Annotated in this window: 14 protein-coding genes and 1 pseudogene; 8 read left to right on the top strand and 7 right to left on the bottom strand. The window is 73.7% G+C overall.

From position 1 onward, the window contains the following. Positions 1-269 precede the first annotated feature (269 nt). From dusB to ABZ641_RS08350, 4 genes and pseudogenes are all read left to right on the top strand, one after another. Positions 270-1,376 (top strand): tRNA dihydrouridine synthase DusB, encoded by a 1,107-nt coding sequence (gene dusB / locus ABZ641_RS08365; RefSeq protein ID WP_344622748.1) that lies wholly within the window; start codon positions 270-272, stop codon positions 1,374-1,376. 564 nt (positions 1,377-1,940) lie between these two features. Continuing rightward, positions 1,941-4,649 carry a pyruvate, phosphate dikinase gene (gene ppdK / locus ABZ641_RS08360; RefSeq protein ID WP_344622647.1) on the top strand — a complete coding sequence of 903 codons (2,709 nt, stop codon included), beginning with the start codon at positions 1,941-1,943 and terminating at the stop codon, positions 4,647-4,649. A gap of 481 nt (positions 4,650-5,130) precedes the next feature. Next, positions 5,131-5,598: a ribonuclease domain-containing protein gene (locus ABZ641_RS08355; protein WP_344622749.1), complete on the top strand. Its 468-nt coding sequence runs from the start codon at positions 5,131-5,133 to the stop codon at positions 5,596-5,598. A gap of 318 nt (positions 5,599-5,916) precedes the next feature. After that, a pseudogene (locus ABZ641_RS08350) lies at positions 5,917-6,765 on the top strand (ADP-ribosylglycohydrolase family protein); the annotation flags it as partial. Between the two features lie 432 nt (positions 6,766-7,197). Here ABZ641_RS08350 and ABZ641_RS08345 read toward each other — a convergent pair. Next, a complete protein-coding gene (locus ABZ641_RS08345) occupies positions 7,198-8,502 on the bottom strand; it encodes a C2 family cysteine protease (protein ID WP_359980091.1) in 1,305 nt (434 codons plus the stop codon). A gap of 186 nt (positions 8,503-8,688) precedes the next feature. Here ABZ641_RS08345 and ABZ641_RS08340 point away from each other — a divergent pair, with 186 nt between their 5' ends. Next, positions 8,689-9,378, top strand: a complete 690-nt coding sequence (locus ABZ641_RS08340) for an MOSC domain-containing protein (protein ID WP_344622649.1) — start codon at positions 8,689-8,691, stop codon at positions 9,376-9,378. A gap of 186 nt (positions 9,379-9,564) precedes the next feature. On the opposite strand, the gene ABZ641_RS08335 is transcribed toward ABZ641_RS08340, so the two are convergent. After that, positions 9,565-10,284, bottom strand: coding sequence for a GNAT family protein (locus ABZ641_RS08335; protein WP_344622650.1), 720 nt, complete (start codon positions 10,282-10,284; stop codon positions 9,565-9,567). 697 nt (positions 10,285-10,981) lie between these two features. On the opposite strand from ABZ641_RS08335, the gene ABZ641_RS08330 reads away from it, so the two are divergent. Next, positions 10,982-11,926 (top strand): PAC2 family protein, encoded by a 945-nt coding sequence (locus tag ABZ641_RS08330; protein ID WP_344622651.1) that lies wholly within the window; start codon positions 10,982-10,984, stop codon positions 11,924-11,926. A gap of 169 nt (positions 11,927-12,095) precedes the next feature. Next, a complete protein-coding gene (locus ABZ641_RS08325; RefSeq protein ID WP_359980086.1) occupies positions 12,096-13,121 on the top strand; it encodes an SGNH/GDSL hydrolase family protein in 1,026 nt (341 codons plus the stop codon). A gap of 185 nt (positions 13,122-13,306) precedes the next feature. On the opposite strand, the gene nirD is transcribed toward ABZ641_RS08325, so the two are convergent. The 5 genes from nirD to ABZ641_RS08300 all read right to left on the bottom strand — a co-directional run bounded on the left by nirD (position 13,307) and on the right by ABZ641_RS08300 (position 21,610). Then, complete coding sequence (gene nirD, locus ABZ641_RS08320) at positions 13,307-13,660, bottom strand: nitrite reductase small subunit NirD (RefSeq protein WP_344622653.1); 354 nt, start codon at positions 13,658-13,660, stop codon at positions 13,307-13,309. After that, the gene (gene nirB / locus ABZ641_RS08315) at positions 13,657-16,278 is read right to left on the bottom strand and encodes a nitrite reductase large subunit NirB (protein WP_359980083.1); all 2,622 of its coding nucleotides are present in this window, start codon (positions 16,276-16,278) and stop codon (positions 13,657-13,659) included. The genes nirD and nirB overlap by 4 nt, the downstream gene beginning before the upstream one ends. Then, positions 16,275-17,564, bottom strand: a complete 1,290-nt coding sequence (locus tag ABZ641_RS08310; RefSeq protein WP_344622655.1) for an FAD-dependent oxidoreductase — start codon at positions 17,562-17,564, stop codon at positions 16,275-16,277. The genes nirB and ABZ641_RS08310 overlap by 4 nt, the downstream gene beginning before the upstream one ends. Before the next feature lie 103 nt (positions 17,565-17,667). Beyond that, positions 17,668-19,434 carry an ABC transporter ATP-binding protein gene (locus ABZ641_RS08305; protein WP_344622656.1) on the bottom strand — a complete coding sequence of 589 codons (1,767 nt, stop codon included), beginning with the start codon at positions 19,432-19,434 and terminating at the stop codon, positions 17,668-17,670. Positions 19,435-19,528: 94 nt separating this feature from the next. Next, entirely contained in the window at positions 19,529-21,610 is a 2,082-nt protein-coding gene (locus tag ABZ641_RS08300) for a molybdopterin oxidoreductase family protein (RefSeq protein WP_359980080.1), read from the bottom strand. A gap of 159 nt (positions 21,611-21,769) precedes the next feature. Here ABZ641_RS08300 and ABZ641_RS08295 point away from each other — a divergent pair. Next, positions 21,770-22,197 (top strand): CbiX/SirB N-terminal domain-containing protein (locus ABZ641_RS08295; protein WP_359980078.1); only part of this gene is annotated, 428 nt, incomplete at its 3' end.

Genomic DNA, 22,197 nt, shown 5'->3' with positions numbered 1-22,197 from the left:
CCCAGCCCACCCACCACCCACCCCACCCCACCCACCACCCACCCCACCCCACCCCACCCCTCACCCACCCCACCCTCCCGACCCCGGCCAGGCCGCCTTTCAGGTGGGGGACAATGGAGAGTCCCGAATCCCATCAGCCGAGGACTCTGCCGCGCATGACCACCACGCCCAGCACAGCCGACACCGTCGGGTCCGCCGAAGCCACCGGTGAGCCCACCCAGCCCGCGTCCGCCGCAGGAGCCGAGTTCGCCCCGCTGAACATCGGCCCGATGCAGGTGTGGCCGCCGGTCGTGCTGGCACCCATGGCAGGGATCACCAACGCTCCCTTCCGGACGCTGTGCCGGGAGCAGAGCGGCGGAAAGGGGCTGTACGTCTCCGAGATGATCACCACGCGGGCGCTGGTCGAGCGCAACGCCAAGACCATGCAGTTGATCAAGTTCGACCCGAGCGAGAAGCCCAGGTCGATCCAGCTGTACGGCGTCGACCCGGTCACCGTCGGCAAGGCGGCCCGCATGATCGCGGACGAGGGGCTCGCCGATCACATCGACCTGAACTTCGGCTGCCCCGTCCCGAAGGTCACCCGCAAGGGCGGCGGCTCGGCGCTGCCGTACAAGCGCAACCTGCTGCGGGACATCCTCCGGGAGGCCGTCGCCAATGCGGGCGACCTGCCGGTGACGATGAAGATGCGCAAGGGCATCGACGACGACCACATCACCTTCCTGGACGCGGGCCGGATCGGCGCCGAGGAGGGTGTCTCGGCCATCGCCCTGCACGGGCGCACGGCGGCCCAGCACTACGGCGGCACCGCCGACTGGTCGGCGATCGCCCGGCTGCGGGAGTCGGTCCCGGCTCACATCCCGGTGCTCGGCAACGGCGACATCTGGTCGGCCGACGACGCGCTGCGGATGATGCGCGAGACGGGGTGCGACGGCGTGGTGGTCGGTCGCGGCTGCCTCGGCCGGCCCTGGCTCTTCAAGGACCTGGTGTCGGTCTTCGAGGGCGATGTCGACTACGCCCGCCCGACCTTCGGCGAGGTCGCCCGTGCCATGGTGCGCCACGCCCAACTGCTCGGCGAGTGGCTCGGTGACGAGGCCCGCGGTGTGATCGATTTCCGTAAGCACGTGGCCTGGTACACGAAGGGTTTCTCGGTCGGGTCCGAACTCCGGGTCCGACTGGCGAACGCGTCCTCCCTCGCCGAGATGGCCGAGCTGCTGCAGCAGATCGACCAGGCCCAGGTGTGGCCGGCCGGGGCGGACGGTCCGCGCGGTCGGACCAGCGGCAACAACCGGGTGGTACTGCCGGAGGGCTGGTTGGACGATCCGTACGACTGCGCGGTGCCCTCCGTTGACGCCGAATCGGACACATCTGGCGGATGATCTGTACGGCTGGTCGAAATTGGCCTCGACCGGCCATCTGCCGCTCCGGACCAGCCCTCTTGTCCGATCTGGCCAAGAGGGCTCCTTTCTGGCAGATTTCCGCTACACAAAGCGACTGCTCCGGACACTCGCAGTCACGACGCGCGCGATCATGGGCGCTCGAAGGCTGAGATGCGCTCGTGACGCTTGCCACATAGTCTGAGTGGTTGACGGCCGGTCAGGTTGCCGGAAGGCCTCGACAACGTGAATCGCTTCCCGAAGGGGTCGTCGGTCCGATCGGTGCGGCTGGCTGCAGGAAATCAAACCGGGGCAACAGACTCGACGTTCGGCCATCACTCTCTGTCCGGTTCGTATGATCTTCGTGTTTCGATGCCTTCACTACTTGAACGGTAGCTAGCGTCAACCGGACGATTTCATCAACACAGGTGAATGCCTACTCGGGCATTCGATCTGCTGGGTGCTGAGTGGTTCTCAAGCACGTACGGCCTATTGGCGGCACGAAAGCGCCTTTGAAATGGGTATGTTCTCCGGCGTCAGGGCAACCGTGTGCGAGGAGACCGACCCGTGGCGGCGAAGCAGAAGTTTGTTTACTCCTTCACCGAAGGAAACAAGGACCTCAAGGATCTTCTTGGCGGCAAGGGTGCGAACCTGGCCGAGATGACCAATCTGGGTCTCCCCGTCCCTCCGGGGTTCACCATCACGACCGAGGCCTGCAAGGTCTTCCTGGAGACCGGCAGTGAGCCGGCCTCCCTGCACGAGGAGATCAGCAAGCACCTGACGGCCCTCGAGGCCGAGATGGGCAAGACGCTCGGGCAGCACGACAACCCGCTGCTGGTGTCGGTCCGTTCGGGTGCAAAGTTCTCCATGCCCGGCATGATGGACACCGTCCTGAACATCGGTCTGTCCGACGCTTCGGTGGCCGGCCTCGCCGCCCAGTCCGGCAACGAGCGTTTCGCCTGGGACTCCTACCGCCGCCTGGTCCAGATGTTCGGCAAGACCGTGCTGGGCGTGGACGGCGAGCTGTTCGAGGAGGCCCTGGACGAGGCCAAGCAGGCCAAGGGCACCGAGAACGACCTCGACCTGACCGCCGAGGACCTCAAGGGCCTGGTCGCGACCTTCAAGGGCATCGTCAAGCGCGAGACCGGCCGGGAGTTCCCGCAGGAGCCGCGCGAGCAGCTCGACCTCGCGATCTACGCCGTCTTCCACTCCTGGAACGGCGACCGCGCCCGGCTGTACCGCCGCCAGGAGCGCATCCCGAACGACCTCGGCACCGCGGTCAACGTCTGCACCATGGTCTTCGGCAACCTCGGCGAGGACTCCGGCACCGGCGTCGCCTTCACCCGTGACCCCTCCACGGGCACCCAGGGCGTCTACGGCGACTACCTGCAGAACGCGCAGGGCGAGGACGTCGTCGCCGGCATCCGCAACACCCTGCAGCTGGCCGACCTCGAGCAGCTCGACAAGAAGTCGTACGACGAGCTGATGACCATCATGCAGACGCTCGAGACGCACTACCGCGACCTCTGCGACATCGAGTTCACCATCGAGCGCGGCAAGCTCTGGATGCTGCAGACCCGCGTCGGCAAGCGCACCGCGGCGGCCGCCTTCCGCATCGCCGTCCAGCTCGTCGACCAGGGCCTGATCGACCTGGACGAGGCGCTGCACCGGGTCACCGGCGGCCAGCTGGCCCAGCTGATGTTCCCGCGCTTCGCCCCGACCTCCGAGACCAAGCCGGTCGCCTTCGGCATCGCGGCCTCGCCCGGCGCCGCGGTCGGCCGGGTGGTCTTCGACTCCTACACCGCCGTCAAATGGTCCCGCTCCGGCGAGAAGGTCATCCTCGTCCGCCGCGAGACCAACCCGGACGACCTCGAGGGCATGATCGCCGCCGAGGGCATCCTGACCTCGCGCGGCGGCAAGACCTCGCACGCGGCCGTCGTCGCCCGCGGCATGGGCAAGACCTGTGTCTGCGGCGCCGAGGAGCTGGAGGTCGACACCAAGAACCGCAAGTTCACCACCTCCGGCGGCCAGGTCGTCCACGAGGGCGACGTCGTCTCCATCGACGGTGCCAACGGCAAGGTGTACCTGGGCGAGGTCCCGGTGCTGCCGTCCCCGGTCGTCGAGTACTTCGAGGGCACCCTGCACGCCGGCGCCGACGTCCAGGGCGGGCTCGTCCAGGCCGTGCACCGGCTGATGGCGCACGCCGACGTCCGCCGCCGGCTCGCCGTCCGCGCCAACGCCGACAACGCCGAGGACGCGAACCGCGCCCGCCGGTACGGCGCCCAGGGCATCGGCCTGTGCCGCACCGAGCACATGTTCCTCGGCGAGGAGCGCCGCAAGGAGGTCGAGCACCTGATCCTGGCGGACAACGACAAGGACCGCGAGCTCGCCCTGTCCTCCCTGCTGCCGCTGCAGAAGGGCGACTTCCTGGAGCTCTTCCAGTCGATGGACGGGCTCCCCGTCACCGTCCGCCTGCTCGACCCGCCGCTGCACGAGTTCCTGCCCGACATCACCGAGCTGTCGGTGCGCGTCGCCCTCGCCGAGGCCCGCAAGGACCCGAACGAGAACGACCTGCGCCTGCTGCAGGCGGTGCACAAGCTGCACGAGCAGAACCCGATGCTCGGCCTGCGCGGCGTCCGCCTCGGCCTGGTCATCCCCGGCCTGTTCGGCATGCAGGTCCGGGCGATCGCGGAGGCCGCGGCCGAGCGCAAGCTGGCCGGCGGCGACCCGCGTCCCGAGGTGATGATCCCGCTGGTCGGCACCGTCCAGGAGCTGGAGCTGGTGCGCGACGAGTGCGAGCGGGTGCTCGCCGAGGTCGCGCAGTCCACCGGCGTGAAGCTGGACATCAAGCTCGGTACCATGATCGAGCTGCCGCGCGCCGCGGTGACCGCCGGTCAGATCGCCGAGGCCGCCGAGTTCTTCTCCTTCGGCACCAACGACCTGACCCAGACGGTGTGGGGCTTCTCGCGCGACGACGTCGAGGCCAGCTTCTTCACCGCCTACCTGGAGAAGGGCATCTTCGGCGTCAGCCCGTTCGAGACCATCGACCGGGACGGCGTGGGCTCGCTGGTCAAGCACGCCGCCGAGGCCGGCCGGGCCACCCGGCCCGACCTCAAGCTCGGCGTCTGCGGCGAGCACGGCGGTGACCCGGACTCGGTGCACTTCTTCCACGAGGTGGGGCTGGACTACGTGTCCTGCTCTCCCTTCCGCATCCCGGTGGCGCGCCTGGAGGCCGGCCGCGCCGCCATCGAGACGGCGGGCAGCGATTCGCGCTGACACGAAGCAGCGCGGTCCCATCGCTGACCGCACACCCCCTCCGCAGGGGAGGGGCGTTCGACGGAGCTCGGCGCAGGAGAGCCGTCGGACGTAGCAACCGGGGCGGGAACGGACAATGGGGTCCGTTCCCGCCCCGGCGGCCTTTCCGAGCCCTGGCCTTTCCGAGCCCGGACGTCCCCACGACCGGCGCCGCCCGCATCCGCCCATGGTGAGCCACGGCAGCCCACGGCATGCCACCGCAACCCACGGCATGCCACGCACAGCGCGGGTGCCCGCAACCGGGTCTCCGGCGGCGGTCGGCAGCTGGAGCGCTTCGTAGCGGCCGGTACTCCGTCTGCGGCCGAACGGGTGAGAGCGGCGCGAAGCGCGGCCCGGCACGCTCGGCCGACCGGGCAAGCTGTCGGCCATGACCAGCCGAAACCACGTGATCGTCGTCGCCGTCCTGCTGGTGTTCGCGATCGTTGCGGCGGCCGCCTACGCCCTGGGCGACCGCACCGGTTCGACGAGGAATCCCACCACCGGTCCCACGCCGGGCGGCACCGCCGCCGGCTCGTCGCCGACCGGCCGGACACCGTCCGCTCCGGTCTCCGGCACCGTCCCCCGTACGTCCACGCCCCGGCCCACGACGGGCGGCGCGAGCCCGGTCTGGCTGCCGAGCGATCCGGCGATCGCCGACGTCTGCCGCACCCGGCTCCCGGCCCAGGCCGACGACACCCTCGTCGTGATCGCCCGGGGAGGCCCGTACCCGTACCGCTCGGACGGGGTCGTGTTCGAGAACCGGGAGGGCCTGCTGCCGCGGCACACCAGCGGCTACTACCACGAGTACACCGTCGTCACCCCGGACTCCGACGACCGCGGTACCCGGCGCATCGTCACCGGGACGGCCGGCGAGCAGTACTGGACGTCCGACCACTACGCGAGCTTCCGCGAGATCGACCCCCGCTGCTGAGGCCCGTTGGCCAGCCCCGTTGGCCAGCCCTGTTGCCCAGCCCCCGTCGCCGAGCCCGCTGCCGATCCCCGCCCCGGCCCCGGCCCGCAGCCGACGGCGGCGAAGGACCGGCACGACCGGAAACGCCCTGGTCGGCCGTCCGACCCGTCTGCCACCATGGCCGTGATGACCGAGCCCATCCGCCCGAGCGAGCCCGACGACCGCAAGCCGACCACCAACCACAAGCCGACCACGGAGCGCACCCGGACCACGGGCCGCACCGCCCCTCCGACCTCCGGGCCGGCCGGCGACCCCCGGCTCGCCGCAGCGCTCGACGCGTTGCAGGGCCTCTCCGTCGGCGACGCGCTCGGTGCCCAGTTCTTCGTCCCCGCCAACCGGCCGTACCTGGACCGGCGACAGGCTCCGCCGGGCAGGTGGCCGTGGACGGACGACACCGAGATGGCCTGCTCGGTGCATGCCGGGTTCGCCGAGCGCGGCCGGATCGACGGCTTCGACCTCACCCACGCCTTCGCCCGCCGGCACGACTTCGACCGCGGCTACGGGCCGGCCGCGAACCGGATGCTCCGGCTGGTCCGCGAGGGCGGCGACGCCCGCGGACTGGCCGCCGAGCTCTTCGACGGGCAGGGCTCGTACGGGAACGGTGCGGCCATGCGGGTCGCGCCGCTCGGCGCCGCGCACGCCGACGATCCCGCCGCGGTGGTCCGCCCGGCGGCGGACACCGCCGTGATCACCCACACCCATCCCCAGGCGGTGGACGGTGCGATCGCCGTCGCGGTGGCCGCGGCGCTGGCCGTCCGGGCCCGGCTGCGGGCCGAGCGGCCGGCGGCGGAGGACTTCCTGGCCGAGGTCCGGCGGCTCACCCCGCGTGGCGCGGTCCGTGACGGGCTGGGCGAGGCGATCGGACTGGCCGGGGTCGCGGACCCGCACACCGCCGCCCGGGTCCTGGGCAACGGCAGCCGCGTCAGTGCGGCGGACACCGTGCCGTTCGCGCTCTGGGCGGCCGCGCGGCACCTGGACGACTATCCGGCCGCGATCTGGGACACCGTCACCGCCGGCGGCGACGTCGACACCACGGCCGCCGTGGTCGGCGGGGTGGTCGCTGCGCACACCGGCACGGCGGGCATCCCGGCGGCCTGGCTGGCGGCCAGGGAAGCGCTGCCGGGATGGGCGACCCCAGAGGCGGGCAGTGTGGGCGACGGCACGAGGAGCGGCACGGCCGGCAGCGCGGTGGACGGCGGGCCGGGACCGGCCGACGGCACCCGGATCGTGCTGCCGCGGCCGGTCGAGCTCCCCGAGCTGCGGTGGACGGACCAGGACTGGCAGCGCATCAGGACCTCCCGCCACGACCGGACGGGTGCGCTGCTGATGCACACCGCCGAGGGCGTGCTCCACCTGCGGGACGGCCGTACCGGCCGCGGGGTGCTGGACGTCGACGTGGCGGCGCTGCCGCGGACCGGCTGGCGCCCGGTGGCGGGCCGGGTCGAGGCCCACCCGGCCCGCTCGCCCCACGACCCGGCCGACCTGCTGGCGGCACTCGCACTCCTCTGACCGCCGACCTCCCGGCCGCCTCCCGACCTCCCGACCGTCGGCCGACCGCGGCTACCAGGTGTCGACGGCGTTCATCCGCCGCAGGCAGGACGGGACCTCCTGGAGCGTCAGCCAGCACTCCCACATCCGGCGATCGGCGCCGTCGCCCCAGGGATTGCCGAGGCAGATCCGGCCGCCGGCCACGTCCACGTCCTTGATGAAGTACGCGTGGCTCGCGGCCAGCCGGCCGCCGTGCAGCCGCTCGCGGTCGTCGCCGCGGCCGTGGGTGCTGGCGGTGAGGGCCTGGCCGCGGGCCCGCCGGTCGGCGAGTTCGTGGCAGAGCCAGGGGTTTGCGAGGTCGATCTCGCCCTCGCGGGAGGGGCGGCCGGTGAGCAGGCTCAGCGCGTCGCTGGGGTGTCCGCCGTCGGCGATGCCCGAATAGCCGCCGTAGAACCGGGCGGCGGCCTTCTCGTAGTAGCCGGGCCAGGTCTCGGCGTACCGGGAGTCGTCGCTGTGGCCCTTGGCGCCCCACAGCACGCCGTGCCCGTAGGGCAGGTCGGGCACCACGGTGATGTCGACCGGCCGGCCCTGGTCGTAGAGGGTGCAGGTGACGGTGCCGTTGGCCTCCTGGCGGAGGTGGCGCGGGGCGTGGTGCGGGTTGGCCTGGATCACCGCCTGGACGCTGGTCAGCAGCCAGCAGGTGCCGAACCTGCCCTGGTCCACGTCCTGCCAGCTCATCGCCTCGGTCGAGCCGGAGACCCGCTGCCACCGCTCGGTGAAGTACGCGCCGTCCACCTGCGCGAACGGCCCCTGCGGCAGGACCCAGCCGTGCTCCCCGCAGGTGCAGTCGGGCTCGTAGTCGGGCTGGCTGCACGGCATCGCGGTGCCGATCAGCATCGCGGCGTACGGGCTGACCGAGCGCAGCAGCCAGCCGAACAGCTCCTGCTGGCGGCGCCAGTCGTAGGCGGAGCGGCCGTCGGCGTCCTTGACGTGGGTGAGGGCGTCCCAGCGGTCCAGGCCCTGCTGGCCGAAGCGGCGCACGACCAGGTCGAGTTCGGCGGGCGGCAGCGGCATCAGCAGGTTGCCGATGTGGTCGAGCAGGGCACGGGCGCCGTAGTGCTGTTCGCCGGAGAAGAGCAGGTCCCAGACCTGGCGGCCGACGGCGTCGGCGCGGTGCGGGTCCGGCGGCGGCCCGGGCGGCTGCCACGGCAGCTCCACCAGCGGGCGGCCGCCGCGCACGTACGGGATGGTGCGCCGGTCCGCCTTGTCGATCAGCCGGTTGGCCGCGTCGACCGTGCCCAGGATCGCCCGGCCGCCCGGGACGAACGGCGCGGCGGCCCCCGCCACCTGGCGCCAGTTGTTGCGGTGGTAGCCCATCCGGTCCCCCTCGTCCGTTCCACCCGACCCACGAGGGTAAGGGGTCCGGCCGGGAGGCGCCCGCACGGGGCCCGGCCCGACGGCCCGTGAGGAGCGGTCGAGTCAGCGGCTCGTGTCGCCCCGTCAGCAGGGAGACGGCCGGTAATCGGGCTGCGGGTGCGGGCGGCCGCGCCTACGCTGCCCGGCATGCCGACACTGCTCACCGTCAATCTGGCCCGTCCGCGTCCCAACCCGGCCAAGCCGGGGACCGGGGGCACCGGGATCGACAAGCGCCCGGTCGACCACCCGGTGGAGGTGCGCGCCCCGGGGCCCAAGCACACCGGGCTGCACAGCGGCCTGGTCGGCGACCGGATCTTCGACACCCGCAACCACGGCGGCGACGACCAGGCGGTGTACGCCTACGCCCGGGAGGTCCTCGACCGGTGGGCGGCGGAGCTCGGCAAGGAGCTGCCGAACGGCAGTTTCGGCGAGAACCTCACCACCGCCGGGCTGGACGTCGACGGCGCGCTGATCGGGGAGCGCTGGCGGATCGGTCCGCAGGTGCTGCTGGAGGTCGCCGTCCCGCGGATCCCCTGTACGACCTTCGCGTACTGGCTGGACGAGCGCCGCTGGTTGCGCCGGTTCACCGAGGCGGCGCTGCCGGGCGCCTACCTGCGGGTGGTCGAGCCGGGCCTGATCGGGGCCGGCGATCCGGTCACGGTGGAGCACCGGCCGGGGCACGGCGTCACGGTCGCGGACTGCTTCCGCGCCCTCACCGGCGACGCCTCGCTGCTGCCGCTGCTGGTGGACGTCGCCGAGCTGCCGGAGGACGTCCGGGAGCTGGCCCGCCGCCGCACCGACCGCCCGCCCTACGCCCCCGGGCCGGACGCGCCGTAGCCCGCCGCCCCGCAGCCGTACGCACGCTGCAGCCGTACGCACGCCGTAGCCGTACACACGCCGTAGCCGTACACACCCGAACCGCCCGACCCGCCGGAACCGGCCGGCCCGGCCCCGGCGCACGCGGCGCCCGGGCCGGGCCGTCGGACGGGGTCGTCGGACGGCCCGGCCCGGCCGACCGGACCGTCAGGCGGGGATCAGCGGACCGCCGTGTCTAAGACACTCCTGGTTGATGGCCGGGTCCGGGGCGCTCGGCGAGGTGGCGGCGGCGATCCGCAGCTCGATGATGTCGCGGACGGCCGGCCACTCCTCGTCGAGGATCGAGTAGAAGGCGGTCGAGCGGACCACCCCGTCCAGGCCGCGCGAGTGGGCCCGGCGGACCCCTTCGCAGGTGGCGCCGAGCCGCTCGATGGCGGCGCGCGAGCGCAGGTTGCGGGCGTCGGCGCGGAGCGAGATCCGCTGCACCCGCCACGCCTCGAAGGCGTGGCGCAGCATCAGCAGCTTCGCCTCGGTGTTGATGCCGGTGCCCTGGGCCCAGGGGGCGAGCCAGGTGTTGCCGATCTCGGCGGCGTCCGGCACCGCCTCGCGGGGATCGCCGAACGGCACGCCCGGAACCGGCGGCCACACCAGCGGGCCCTGCCAGTAGTCGAGCTCCAGGAACCGGGTGGAGCCGACCACCCGGTTGTCGGCGGTGCTCACGGTCGCGAACGGCAGCGACCGGCCCGCGGCCTGGTCGGCGAGGGCACGCCCGATGTACTCCCTGGCCGCTTCGAGGCCGTGCGGGACGGGGGTGAAGGCGTAGGTCGTACGGTCCGCTGCACCTGCCTCGGCCAGTGCCTCCGCGTGGTGCTCTGCGAGAGGCTCCAGCCGCACGGTGCGGCCGATGAGGGTGACGGGAACGGGCACGGAATCCTTCGGTCCTTCGGCGGTCGGAGGGTCCCTCGGTCCGGGGTCACGGCGTCGAGGGTCTGGTCTTCGCCCCGCTCCGGGGCCTCCGCCGCACCGTCGGCGCACGCCGGCAGGGCCGGTCGGGCGGCGGGGAGCGACGGCCCGGAAACGGGCAGCGCGGTGCCGGAACGGGTACGGATCGACGACCCGGACCGGCGGGATGGGCGAGGGGACAGTGTGCGTCCGCGAGATGGCCGAGAGAGAGACGAGAGCACGAAGGGAAGCAGGCGGCCAAGTGAAGGCAAGGTGCGCAGAAGGTGGCTGGCAACACACCTGTTCGGGGCGTGGCCGGCGACGTCACGGACGGCGCGGCGACGACGCGACGGTGCGAGGCAGCGAGAGGACGATACCCGCAAGAAGGCGGTGCGTCACTTCGCGGCGCGAGATCGGGGGCGTGCGCGTGTCGGAGGTACGCCGTGGAAGGGGTCCGGCGGCCCCCGAAAAGCCGTCCGGACGCCTTCGACCAGCCGTTTCGGTCCGAAGTGAGAATATTCTGCAAGCGGGGTGGAGACACGCGGCGGCCGCGGGAATTCCCGCGGCCCCGGGCACGCTGGAGTGATCGACGGGTGTCCGCGTGACGCCTGCCGGGGCGGTGCCGACGAACGGGCGGCCCCGAACGATCGACGTGACGAGACGGAACGGGGTTGGGTGCGCCGTGCGTGATCCCAAGGAGCTGTACGCGCTGGAGCCGACCGGTGTCGAGGCGGTCGCCGCGGCGCAGGAGGCCGCGGCCGAGGCCGACGGCGGGCTGGTGCTGCTGTACCACTTCGAGGGGTTCATGGACGCCGGCGAGGCCGGCTCCCAGGTCGTCTCGCACCTGTTGGAGCACGGTGCGCCGCAGGTCGTCGCCCGCTTCGACCACGACCGCCTGGTGGACTACCGGGCCCGGCGCCCCGCGATGGTGTTCGACCGCGAGTGCTGGACGGACTACGACCCGCCGGAGATCCTCCTCCAGCTGGTGCACGACTCGGTCGGCGCGCCCTTCCTGGTGCTCTCCGGCCCGGAGCCGGACACTGAGTGGGAGCTGTTCGCCGCCGCGGTGCGCGGCCTGATCGAGCGGTTCGACGTCCGCCTGGCGGTGGACTTCCACGGCATCCCGATGGGCGTCCCGCACACCCGTCCGGTCGGTCTGACGCCGCACGGCACCCGGATGGACCTGGCGCCCGGCTACCCGCGCTGGTTCGACCAGGCGCAGGTGCCGGGCAGCGCCCAGGCGCTGCTGGAGTTCCGGCTCGCCGAGGCCGGTCACGACGTGCTGGGGTTCGCCGTCCACGTCCCGCACTACATCGCGCGCTCCGCCTACCCGGCCGCCGCGGTGCAGATCCTGGAGGCGGTGCAGTCCGCGACGGGCCTGGTGCTGCCCGGTACGGAGCTGAAGCTGCGGGTGGACGAGGTGTACGCCGAGATCGAGGAGCAGTTGGAGCAGGGCGACGGCGAGCTGCGCTCCGCCATCCGGGGCATGGAGGGCCAGTACGACGCGGTCGCCGGCGCGGACGGCCGTGAGAGCCTGCTCGCCCAGGCGACCGACCTCCCCTCCGCGGACGAGCTGGGCCGCCGCTTCGAGGAGTTCCTCGCGGAGCACGAGCGCGACACGGAGTGACGCCCGGGCGCGCCGCGGCGGCCCCGCCACCGCGGCCCTGACCGGCCGGACCGGGCCCGCACGACGGCGGCGCACCGGACCGCCCGTGCGACACGGCCACCCCGGGGTCCGGGAGCTTCCGCGGGCGTCCCGTACGTTGGGACGACCAGGAACGGACCCGGGGGGACTCATGGCACGACGGCGCGACGGCGGGGGGACGGCCCTGGTGGCGGTCCTGCTGCCGGTGCTGCTGGCCGCGGCCGGCTGCGGCGCGGACGGGGGCTCGCGGGCGGTGCCGCCCGCCCCGCCGTCGGACGGGGCGCAGCAGCAGTCCCCGGGGCGGTCGGCCGCGCAGGCCTCCCCGTCGCCGGCCGGTCCGTACGTCGCCCTCGGCGACTCCTACACCTCCGGCCTGAAGGTGCCGCCGCAGACCGGCACACCGGCGGGCTGCGCCCGTTCCGGGGTGAACTACCCGGCGCTGGTCGCCGCGGGCCTCGGCCTGACCGGCACCGGGTTCCGGGACGTCAGCTGCAGCGGCGCCCGCACCGGCGACCTGACGGCCCCGCAGCGGACCGCGGACGGCACCAACCCGCCCCAGCTGGACGCCCTCGCCGGCACCACCCGGCTGGTGACGGTCGGGATCGGCGGCAACGACGCCGGCTTCATGGACGTCGTCACCCGGTGCGCGCAGGAGAGCCTGCGCTCCACCCTGGCCGCGGGCGGCGCCACCGCCGCGGCCGGCGGTGGCACCGGCGCGGCCTCGGCCTGCCGGGCGGTCTACGCCGCGGCCGGCGGCGGGCCGGACGAGGTGCAGCAGAAGGTCGCCGCGGCGGGCGGGAAGGTCGGTGCCGTCCTCGCGGAGATCCACCGCCGGGCGCCCTCGGCGCGGGTGTACGTGGTCGGGTACCCGGCGCTGCTGCCGGCCGATCCGGCGGCCTGCCGGGCGACCCTCGGGGACGGCTTCGCCGCCGCCGACCTGGCCTTCCTCACCGAGAAGCAGCAGCAGCTGAACGGGATGCTGCGGGAGCGGGCCGCCGCGGCCGGGGCGGTCTTCGTGGACACCGCCGCCGTGTCGGCGGGCCACGACATGTGCGCGGGGGAGGGCGAGCGCTGGATCGAGCCGGCGCTGCCGGCCGCGGGCGGCGCGCCGCTGCACCCGAACGCCCGGGGCGAGCGCGGCATGGCCGAGGCCGTCCTGGCGGCCGTCCGCGGCTGAGCCGGGCGCCGTTCCGCCGGTTCCGCAGCGCAGGACACCTGGTCCGCCACGTAGGAGGCCCGTTCCGCAACGCAGGACGCCCCCGAAGGAGCACCGGCCGTCCGCGGGTCAGGGCAGGGACTGCGGACGGCCGGGCCGATCAGGGGCGGTGGCGGGCGTCAGGGCCGACGGGCCCGCCGAAGGGGTCAGACCTCGCCGAGCCGGGCGGCGTGCACCGGGATGCGGACGGTCTCGTCGTCCAGGCACTCGCCGGTCGCCAGGTCGAAGCGCTGCTTGAGGAGCGGCGAGGCGACGTACACCCGGCCGTCCGCACTGGAGCCGACCAGCCCGCGGGAGAGCACGTACGCCCCGGTGAACGGGTCGCGGTTGGCCACCGCGTAGAGGCGGTCGGCGTGGTCGCGGAAGACGGCGGCCTGGGTGCCGTCCGGCAGCAGGACGGCGACGCCGCGGCCGGGGGTGAGCTGCTCCCAGTCGCAGACGGAGGTCCAGGACCCGCTGGTCAGCAGCTCGACGCGGGAAGTGGTGGCGACGGTGGTCATCGGGTCTCCAGGAGCGCGTTGTCGGGGTCGAGGGCGGCGAGCAGCTCCTCCTCGGTGGCGAGGAGCACCAGGTCGGGCTTGATCTGGTCGCGCTCGGGGGTGAACCGGATGCTCGGGTCCGGCACGCCCGGGGCGTTGACGAAGGAGACGAAGCGGCGCATCCGGTCCGGGTCGGCCAGGGTGGCGGCCCACTCGTCCTGGTAGTCGGCGACGTGGTTGGCCATCATGGCCTCCAGGTCGGCGCAGATGCCGAGCGAGTCGTCCACCACCACGTCGCGGACGTGGTCGAGGCCGCCCTCGATGCGCTCCAGCCAGGTGGAGGTGCGCTCCAGCCGGTCGGCGGTGCGGATGTAGAACATCAGGAACCGGTCGATCAGCCGGATCAGCTGCTCGTCGTCGAGGTCCTGGGCGAGCAGGTCCGCGTGGCGCGGGGTCGCGCCGCCGTTGCCGCCGACGTAGAGGTTCCAGCCGTTGGAGGTGGCGATGATGCCGAAGTCCTTGCCGCGGGCCTCGGCGCACTCGCGGGCGCAGCCGGAGACCGCCGACTTGAGCTTGTGCGGGCTGCGCAGGCCGCGGTAGCGCAGCTCCAGCTGGATCGCCATGCCGACCGAGTCCTGGACGCCGTAGCGGCACCAGGTCGAGCCGACGCAGGACTTCACGGTGCGCAGCGACTTGCCGTAGGCGTGGCCGGACTCGAAGCCAGCCGCGACCAGGCGGGACCAGATCTGCGGGAGCTGGTCGACGCTGGCGCCGAAGAGGTCGATCCGCTGACCACCGGTGATCTTGGTGTAGAGGCCGAAGTCGCGGGCGACCTCGCCGATCACGATGAGCTTGTCCGGGGTGATCTCGCCGCCGGGGATCCGCGGCACGACCGAGTAGGAGCCGTTCTTCTGCAGGTTGGCCAGGAAGTGGTCGTTGGTGTCCTGCAGGGCGGCCTGCTCGCCGTCCAGGATGTGCCCGGAGGCCTCCAGCTCGGGGGCGAGCGAGGCGATGATCGAGCCGACGGTCGGCTTGCAGACCTCGCAGCCCTCGGCGCCCTCGGGGGCGCGGCCGTGCTCGGCGAGCAGCTGCCGGTGGGTGGCGATCCGCTTGACCCGGACGATCTCGTACAGCTCGGCGCGGGTGTGCGCGAAGCAGGGGCACAGGCCCTTGTCGACCTCGACGCCGGAGGCCTCCAGCTCGTCGGTGACGATGGTGGAGAGCAGCTTGATGCAGGAGCCGCAGCCGGTGCCCGCCTTGGTGCACTTCTTGACCTCGGGCACGGTGGTGCAGGAGTGCTCGGTGACGGCCGAGCGGACCTGGCCCTTGGTGACGTTGTGGCAGTTGCAGACCACCGCGTCGTCCGGCAGTGCGGAGCTGCCGAGCGAGACGGGGGCGCCGGAGCCGGCCGGGAGGACGAGGGACTCGGCGGGCACGGGCAGCGGGTTGCCCGTCCCGGCCAGCGGCCGCAGCGAGGAGTACGCCTCGGCGTCGCCGACCAGGATGCCGCCGAGCAGCGCGCCGTCGGCGGTGACGACGAGCTTCTTGTAGATGCCGGAGCGGGAGTCGGAGTAGACGACGTCCAGCGAGCCCTCGGTGGTGCCGAAGGCGTCGCCGAAGCTGGCGACGTCGACGCCGAGGAGCTTGAGCTTGGTGGAGAGGTCGGCGCCGGTGAACGGCTTGCAGGCCTCGCCGGCGAGCTGCTGGGCGACGGCCTGGGCCATCTCGTAGCCGGGGGCGACCAGGCCGTAGACCCGGCCGTCGACGGCGAGGGCGCACTCGCCGATGGCGAAGACGTTCTCGTCGGAGGTCTTGCAGAAGTCGTCGACGGCGATGCCGCCGCGCTCGCCGACGTCCAGGCCGCAGTCGCGGGCCAGCTGGTCGCGGGGGCGGACGCCGGCCGAGAAGATCACCAGGTCGGTCTCCAGGTCGGAGCCGTCGGTGAAGGTCATGCCGCGGGCCCTGCCGTCCTCGACCACCACGGTCTTGGTGCCGACCCCGGTGTGCACGACGACGCCCATCTCCTCGATGGTGCGGCGCAGCGCCTCGCCGCCGCCCTCGTCCACCTGGACGGGCATCAGCCGGGGCGCGAACTCGACCACGTGGGTCTCCAGGCCGAGGCCCTTGAGCGCGCCGGCCGCCTCCAGGCCGAGCAGGCCGCCGCCGACCACCGCACCGACGTTGGCGGTCGCCGCGTACGCCTCGATGGCCTCCAGGTCCTCGATGGTCCGGTAGACGAAGCAGCCCTCGGCGTCCTTGCCGTCGACCGGCGGGACGAACGGGTAGGAGCCGGTGGCCAGCACCAGGGTGTCGTAGCCGATCGTGTTCCCGGCCGCGGTGGTGACGGTCTTCGCCGTCCGGTCGATCGAGGCGACGGGGGAGGAGAGGTGCACCTCGAAGCCGTGCTTGTCGGCGAAGCCCTCCTCGGCGAGCAGCAGGTCGTCGGCGGACTTGCCGGAGAAGTACGAGGTGAGGGCGACGCGGTCGTAGGCGTGCCGGGGCTCCTCGGCGAGGACGACGACCCGGTAGCGGTCGGCGGCGCCGGTGTCGGCCAGGGCTTCCAGGAAGCGGTGGCCGACCATGCCGTACCCGACCAGGACGACGGTCGGCTTGCTGGTGGTCATCGGGCTGGTGGTCATCGCGAGGGCCCTCCGGGGGTCGTGCTCTGGGTGGTGAGCAGGTGCAGCGGGTGTGCTGACAGGGCCTCGTCGCCCTCCCAGGTGCCGGCGAGGTCGCCGACGGTGCCGAGGTCGCCGAGCAGGACGCCGCCGACCAGGCGGTCGCCGCCCAGGTCGTCGCGGCGGACGATGACCTTGCGGTAGGTGCCGCGGCTGGCGTCGGCGAGCCGGACGACCCGGTCGCCGGGGCCGGCGGGCGAGGTCTCGCCGAAGGCGGCGAGGTCCAGCGGCGCCGAGTCGGGGCCGGCCAGGGTGAGCCGGGTGAGCAGCCGGCTGCCCCGGTACGGGGCGTCCTGGCCGCACAGCAGCCGGGCCAGCCGGTCGGCCTGCGCGAGGGCGGGCCCGGCCAGGCCGTAGACGGTGCCGCGGTGTTCGGCGCAGTCGCCGACGGCGTGGACCGCCGGGTCGGAGGTGCGCAGCCGGTCGTCGACGACGATGCCGCGCCGCACCTCCAGTCCGGCCGCGGCGGCGAGGCCGGTGCGCGGCCGAACGCCGGTGGCGATGACGAGGAGTTCGGCGTCCAGCCGGAAGCCGTCGGCGAGTTCGACGCCGGTGATCCGGCGGTCCTCGGTGAGCGCGGAGCGCACCCGGCACTCGGTGTGCACCTCGACGCCGAGTTCGGCGAGGTGGGCGCGGAGCAGCCCGGCGGCCTCCTCGTCGAGGTGGCGCTCCATCAGGTGCTCGCCCTGGTGGGCCAGCACCACCTGGACGCCGCGGGCGGCGAGCGCCCGGGCGGCGCTCACCCCGAGGAGTCCGCCGCCGACCACCACGGCCTGCCGGACGCCCGGCAGGTGCCGGTCGATCAGCTCGCAGTCGGCCATGGTGCGGAAGGCGAACACCCCGGTGGGCAGCTCGTGCCGCTCGCGGCCGGTCAGCGCGTCGTCGAACAGGCCGCGCAGCGGCGGCAGGACGGGGTTGGAGCCGGTGGCGAGGACCAGGTGGTCGTACGCGACGGCGGCGCCGTCGTCGCACTGCACCAGGCGGTGCTCGCGGTCGATCCGGACGGCCCGGGCCCGGCGGCACTCCACCTGCGGGGGGAGCGCCGCCAGGGCCGCGGTGTCCGGCGCGTAGCGGCCGGCCAGCACGTCGGCGAGCAGGACCCGGTTGTAGGGGGCGTGCTCCTCCTCGGCGAGCAGCGTCACCCGGCCGGCGCCGTGGGCGGTGAGCTGCTGGGCGAGCCGGTGGCCGGCCATGCCGCCGCCGATCACCACGATCCGCGGCTCCGCTGTGCTGTCCGTCGCTGTCATGCCCTTGAGCATGGTTGCCGGACGTTTCCCGGCCGGGGCCGCTCTGTTTCGCGAGCGGAAAGTCGACCTCAGCGGCGCGCGGGGCGCGCTGTGAGCCCCCGGGTCAGGCGAGCTGGGCGGCCTGCAGTCCGGCGTACGCCCCGCCGCTGCGCAGGAGTTCGGCGTGCGAGCCGATCTCGGCGATCCGGCCGCGGTCCATCACCACGATCCGGTCGGCGTTCCTGATCGTGGAGAGCCGGTGGGCGACCACGAACACCGTCCGGCCCTCGACCAGCCGGGCGAGCGCCTGTTGCACCAGCGCCTCGGAGCGGGAGTCCAGGGCGGAGGTCGCCTCGTCGAGGATCAGCACCCGAGGGTCGCGGATCAGCGCCCGGGCGATCGCCAGGCGCTGCTTCTGCCCGCCGGACAGCCGGGCGCCGCGCTCGCCGACGACGGTGTCCAGGCCCTGCGGCAGCCGGTCGATGAACTCCAGTGCGTTGGCGTCCCGCAGCGCGGCCCGCACGGTCTCCTCCGGCACGTCCTTCAGGCCGTAGGTGACGTTCTCCCGGACGCTGCCCTCGAACAGGATGGACTCCTGCGGCACCACGGACAGGAACTTGCGGTAGCTGCGCAGGTCGAGCTGCTCCATGTCGGTGCCGTCGAGCAGGATCCGGCCCTCGCCCGGCCGCAGGAAGCCGATCAGCAGGTTGAGCACCGTCGACTTGCCCGCGCCGGAGCCGCCGACCAGCGCGATCGTCTCGCCCGGCCGCACGGTCAGGTCGAAGCCGCTCACCGAGGGCTCCTCGCCGCCCGGGTAGGTGTGCCCGACGCCGCGGAACTCGATCCGGCCGGTGACCTGCGCGACCTCCGCCTTGCCGGAGTTCTCCTCCAGGTCGGGGGCCTGCAGCACCTCGCCGACCGAGCGGACGGACTCCAGCCCCCTGCCGAGCTGCGGGGTCAGCGTCAGCAGGGTGGTGACCGAGCCGGTCAGGCTGGAGAAGTACGCGCTGAGCATCACCACCGCGCCCGGGGTGACGTCCAGCCAGCCGTAGTAGGCGACCAGCGCCGAGCCGGCCAGGCAGCCCACCCCGATCGCGTTGAGCAGGATCCAGGCGAGCGAGCCGAACCGGCCGTTGAGCAGGTCGAGGCGGAGCCCGGCGTCCAGCACCCGGCCGAGGGTGCGGTCCATCCGGCGCAGCGCGGTCCGCTCCAGACCGTGCGCCCGGGTGATCGGGATCAGCGTGGTCATCTCGCCGACCCGCGACGACAGTTGCTCGACCTCCTGCCGGAAGGACTCGTTCTGGCTGCGCAGCCGCTCCCGCAGTCGGACGACCAGCAGTGCCGCGGCCGGCACGACCACCACGAACACCGGCAGGAAGGCCGGGGTCTGCACCCCGATGACGACCAGGCCGCCGCTGAGGGTGGCGATCGCGGCGAGGCCGTTGTCGGCGGTCTGCTGTGAGGCGTTCTCGATGCCCTCGACGTCGCGGATCACCTTGGCCTGCAGCACGCCGGCGCTGACCCGCGAGTGGTAGCCGATGGACAGCTGCTGCATCCGGTGGCAGAGCGCCGAGCGCAGCCGGGTGCCCATCCGCCGGATCGAGCCGTGCATCCAGTGCACGTACAGCAGGTGCAGCGGCAGGTTGAGCAGCAGGATCACCAGCAGCACCGCGGAGTTCCACCACAGCACGGAGACCGGCCGGTGCCGGACGACCACGTCCACGATGTTCGCGGTGATCAGCGGCAGCAGCCAGACCGGGGCGTGCTTGGCGAGGAACACGGCGACGGCCAGGGCGACGCGCCCCCGGTCGGGCCGGAAGAGGTAGAGGAGGGTGCGGACGGGGTGCTCGCCCCGGTAGCGGTGGCTGAGCGGTCCCTGGGGCAGCGCCATGGACGGTTCCTGGGGGAGGAGTTCGGTGCGGGGGCGGCACCATCCTGGCAGCCCGGTGCCGCACTGCGGCTGGCCGGAACCGGACAGCCGGCGGTCAGCCGCCGCCCTCGCACCGCTCCAGCCGCACCGCGCACGCCTTGAACTCCGGCATCCGGGACACCGGGTCGAGCGCCGGGTTGGTGTGCACGTTCGCGTTGGCCGCGCCCGGCCAGTGGAACGGCATGAACACCGTGTCCGGCCGGATCGCCGTGGTGAGCCGCGCGGGGGTGACGGTCCGTCCGCGCCGGCTCACCACGGCCACCTGCTCGCCGTCGCGCACCCCGAGCCGCTCGGCGAGCCTCGGGTGCAGTTCGACGAACGCACCGGGCGCGGCCGCGTTCAGCTCGGCCACCCGGCGGGTCTGCGCACCGGACTGGTACTGCGCCAGCACCCGGCCGGTGGTCAGGCGCACCGGGTACTCCTCGTCCGGCTCCTCACCCGCCGGACGGTGGTGCACCGCGGTGAACCTGGCCCGCCCGTCCGGCGTCGCGAACCGGTCGAGGAACAGCCGCGGGGTGCCCGGGTGGTCCGCCGACGGGCACGGCCAGAACACCCCCTCCTCGGCCTCGATCCGCTCGTAGCTGATCCCCGCGTAGTCCGCGGCACCGCCGGCCGACGCCCGGCGCAGCTCGTCGAACGCCTTCTCCGGCTCGGTCGGGAAGCCCTCGCCGTGGCCGAGCCGCCCGGCCAGCGCGTGCAGCACCTCCAGGTCGCTGCGCACCCCCGCGGGGGCCTCGGCCGCCTTGCGGCGCAGGATCACCCGGCCCTCCAGGTTGGTCATGGTGCCGGTCTCCTCCGCCCACTGGGTGACCGGCAGCACCACGTCCGCGAGCGCCGCCGTCTCGGAGAGCACCACGTCGCTGACGGCCAGGAAGTCCAGCGACCGCAGCCGCTCCGTCACGTGCGCCGAACGCGGCGCCGACACCACCGGGTTGGAGCCCGCCAGCAGCAGCGTCCGCACGTCCGTGCCGAGCGAGTCCAGCAGCTCGTACGCGCTGCGCCCCGGAGCCGGCAGCGCGTCCGGGTCGACACCCCACACCGCGGCGACGTGGGCGCGTGCCGCCGGGTCGTCCAGCTTGCGGTAGCCGGGCAGCTGGTCGGCCTTCTGGCCGTGCTCGCGGCCGCCCTGGCCGTTGCCCTGCCCGGTGAGGCAGCCGTACCCGGCGTGGAGCCGGCCGGCGTTGCCGGTGGCCAGGCAGAGGTTGATCCAGGCGCTCACCGTGTCGGTGCCCTTGGCCTGCTGCTCGGGGCCGCGGGCGGTCAACACCATGCCCGTCCCCGCCTCGCAGAACAGCCGCACCGCCTCGCGCAGGTGCGGCAGCGGCACCCCCGTCACCGACTCGACGTGCTCGGGCCAGTGCGCCATCGCGGCCGCGCGGGTCTCCGCCCAGCCGGTGGTCCGCCCGGCGATGAACGCCTCGTCGGTGCGGCCCTCGGCGACCACCAGGTGCAGCATGCCGAGCGCCAGCGCCAGGTCGGTGCCGGGCCGCGGGGCGAGGTGCAGGTCGGCGAGTTCGGCCGTCCGGGTGCGCCGCGGGTCGACGACGACCAGCTTGCCGCCGTTCTCCTGCAGCTCGCGCAGGTAGCGGACGAACGGCGGCATGGTCTCCGCCGGGTTGCCGCCGACCAGGATCACGCAGCCCGCCCGCGGGATGTCCTCGACCGGGAACGGCAGCCCCCGGTCCAGCCCGAACGCCCGGATGCCGCCGGCCGCCGCGGAGGACATGCAGAACCGGCCGTTGTAGTCGATCGCCGAGGTGCCCAGCACCACCCGCGCGAACTTGCCCAGCAGGTACGCCTTCTCGTTGGTCAGCCCGCCGCCGCCGAACACCCCGACGGCGTCCCGGCCGTGCGCGGCGGCGGTGACCGTCACCGCCCCCGCGATCCGGTCCAGCGCCTCGTCCCAGGAGGCCGGGCGCAGCTCCCCGCCGGTGCGCACCAGCGGGGTGGTCAGCCGGGCGCCGGGGGCGAGCACCGCGGCGGCGTTCGCGCCCTTGCCGCAGAGCGCCCCCCGGTTCACCGGGAAGCCGGGCCGCTCCACCACGGCGACCGGGACGGGCCCGTCCGTGCGGCGCAGCCCCATCCCGCACTGCAGCGCGCAGTACGGGCAGTGGGTGTCGGTCGCGGCATCGTTCATGCCCCCACGGTGCTACCGCGCTGTTTCGCCGCCGCGGCCCGCAGGTTACGGCCCCCGCACACCGCCCTCACCAGGGCCCGCGGCGGCTGTGAGGCCAGGGAAACCAGTCGTGACCACCGGGCAACGGCGGGGAAACAGCGGTGGACGACGCTGGACGGCATGACGCCGATCCCCACGCTCGTCGCCGCCCCCACCGCCCCCGCCACCGTCACGGCCGCCGGGGCCACCGCCCCGCCGCGGCCGGTACGGGTCCTGCACGCGGCCCGCCGCCCGGCCCTGGTGCTGGTCGCGCACGGCTCCCGGGATCCCGCCGCCGGAGCGGAGATCGCCCGCCTGGTGGACCGGCTGCGCGCCGCCAGACCCGAACTCGACGTCCGGCTCGGCCACCTCGGCCTCAACGCGCCGCTGCTCCCCGAGGTCCTCGACGGCCTGAGCGGCCCGGCCGTCCTCGTCCCGCTGCTGCTCAGCCGCGGCTACCACGCCAGGGTCGACATCCCCGCCGCGCTCGCCGCCGCCCCGCAGGTCACCGGCACGGTCGCCGCCCCGCTCGGCCCGCACCCGCTGCTCGCCGAGGCACTCGCCGCCCG

Origin of the sequence: Kitasatospora sp. NPDC007106 (assembly GCF_040634455.1) — a bacterium.
Classification (GTDB): domain Bacteria; phylum Actinomycetota; class Actinomycetes; order Streptomycetales; family Streptomycetaceae; genus Kitasatospora; species Kitasatospora arboriphila.
Note: the sequence above shows the minus strand (reverse complement) of the source record. Positions and strands in the feature narration are given on the sequence as shown.

Bases quoted from the DNA above. Each gene is read 5' to 3' on its own strand.
- dusB (WP_344622748.1), top strand. From the start codon at position 270: ATGCAGGTGTGGCCGCCGGTCGTGCTGGCACCCATGGCAGGGATCACC.
- ABZ641_RS08345 (WP_359980091.1), bottom strand. From the start codon at position 8,502: ATGGGCTACCACCGCAACAACTGGCGCCAGGTGGCGGGGGCCGCCGCG.
- ABZ641_RS08340 (WP_344622649.1), top strand. From the start codon at position 8,689: ATGCCGACACTGCTCACCGTCAATCTGGCCCGTCCGCGTCCCAACCCG.
- ABZ641_RS08325 (WP_359980086.1), top strand. From the start codon at position 12,096: ATGGCACGACGGCGCGACGGCGGGGGGACGGCCCTGGTGGCGGTCCTG.
- nirD (WP_344622653.1), bottom strand. From the start codon at position 13,660: ATGACCACCGTCGCCACCACTTCCCGCGTCGAGCTGCTGACCAGCGGG.
- nirB (WP_359980083.1), bottom strand. From the start codon at position 16,278: ATGACCACCAGCCCGATGACCACCAGCAAGCCGACCGTCGTCCTGGTC.
- ABZ641_RS08310 (WP_344622655.1), bottom strand. From the start codon at position 17,564: ATGACAGCGACGGACAGCACAGCGGAGCCGCGGATCGTGGTGATCGGC.
- ABZ641_RS08305 (WP_344622656.1), bottom strand. From the start codon at position 19,434: ATGGCGCTGCCCCAGGGACCGCTCAGCCACCGCTACCGGGGCGAGCAC.
- ABZ641_RS08300 (WP_359980080.1), bottom strand. From the start codon at position 21,610: ATGAACGATGCCGCGACCGACACCCACTGCCCGTACTGCGCGCTGCAG.